Below are 1,413 nucleotides of genomic sequence, written 5' to 3'. Positions count from 1 at the left end.
ACGGTTAGCCGCAAGGCGAAGCTGAGAATTTAAGCCCCAGTAAACGGCGGTGGTAACTATAACCATCCTAAGGTAGCGAAATTCCTTGTCGGGTAAGTTCCGACCTGCACGAATGGCGTAACGACTTCCCAGCTGTCTCAACCGCGAACTCGGCGAAATTGCATTACGAGTAAAGATGCTCGTTACGCGCAGCAGGACGGAAAGACCCCGTGACCTTTACTATAGTTTGGTATTGGTGTTCGGTGTGGCTTGTGTAGGATAGGTGGGAGACTGTGAAGCGGGCACGCTAGTGTTCGTGGAGTCATTGTTGAAATACCACTCTGGTCACTCTGGATATCTAACTTCGGACCCTAATCGGGTTCAGGGACAGTGCCTGATGGGTAGTTTAACTGGGGCGGTTGCCTCCTAAAGAGTAACGGAGGCGCCCAAAGGTTCCCTCAACCTGGTTGGCAATCAGGTGTCGAGTGTAAGTGCACAAGGGAGCTTGACTGTGAGACTGACAAGTCGAGCAGGGACGAAAGTCGGGACTAGTGATCCGGCAGTGGCTTGTGGAAGCGCTGTCGCTCAACGGATAAAAGGTACCTCGGGGATAACAGGCTGATCTTGCCCAAGAGTCCATATCGACGGCATGGTTTGGCACCTCGATGTCGGCTCGTCGCATCCTGGGGCTGGAGTAGGTCCCAAGGGTTGGGCTGTTCGCCCATTAAAGCGGTACGCGAGCTGGGTTTAGAACGTCGTGAGACAGTTCGGTCCCTATCCGCTGCGCGCGCAGGAAATTTGAGAAGATCTATCCCTAGTACGAGAGGACCGGGATGGACGAACCTCTGGTGTGTCAGTTGTTCCGCCAGGAGCACCGCTGATTAGCTACGTTCGGAACGGATAACCGCTGAAAGCATCTAAGCGGGAAGCCGGCTTCGAGATGAGATTTCCATCCCTTCGGGGGAGAGGCTCCCAGCCAGACGACTGGGTTGATAGGCCGGATGTGGAAGACAGGACTAAAGACTGTCGGAGCTGACCGGTACTAATAAGCCGATAACTTGATAATCACTACACTCATACCGTTGTAAAGGCTGGTAGGAGTGGTCAGAGATTGCTTGCGTCCACTTTGTGGTTCCCAGAATACGGGCTCCATACCGCGGGTCGTGTTCGCAAAGACACGACCTGCACACCGCACCCGACACTGCTCGGGGCGGACAACTGAACACACGCATGACGTGTGACCCAGATTTGACCACCACCACGCCTTCGGCTGGTGGGTGTGTCTGAGAGGGTTACGGCGGCCATAGCGAGAGGGAAACGCCCGGTCACATTCCGAACCCGGAAGCTAAGACTCTCAGCGCCGATGGTACTGCAGGGGGGACCCTGTGGGAGAGTAGGACACCGCCGGACACCAATTCACGATGGCCACCCAGA

At 55.3% G+C, this 1,413-nt stretch carries 2 rRNA genes (1 of these 2 only partly in view); both read left to right on the top strand.

Annotated elements, in window-relative coordinates:
- A 23S ribosomal RNA gene (locus tag MT351_RS19770) occupies positions 1 to 1,045 on the top strand (it extends 2,170 nt beyond the left edge of the window).
- A 227-nt stretch (positions 1,046 to 1,272) separates the two neighbouring features.
- A 5S ribosomal RNA gene (gene rrf / locus MT351_RS19765) occupies positions 1,273 to 1,389 on the top strand.
- Positions 1,390 to 1,413: the final 24 nt, after the last annotated feature.

The organism is Rathayibacter sp. VKM Ac-2926 (assembly GCF_022815565.1).
Classification (GTDB): Bacteria; Actinomycetota; Actinomycetes; order Actinomycetales; family Microbacteriaceae; genus Rathayibacter; species Rathayibacter festucae.
Note: the sequence above shows the minus strand (reverse complement) of the source record. Positions and strands in the feature narration are given on the sequence as shown.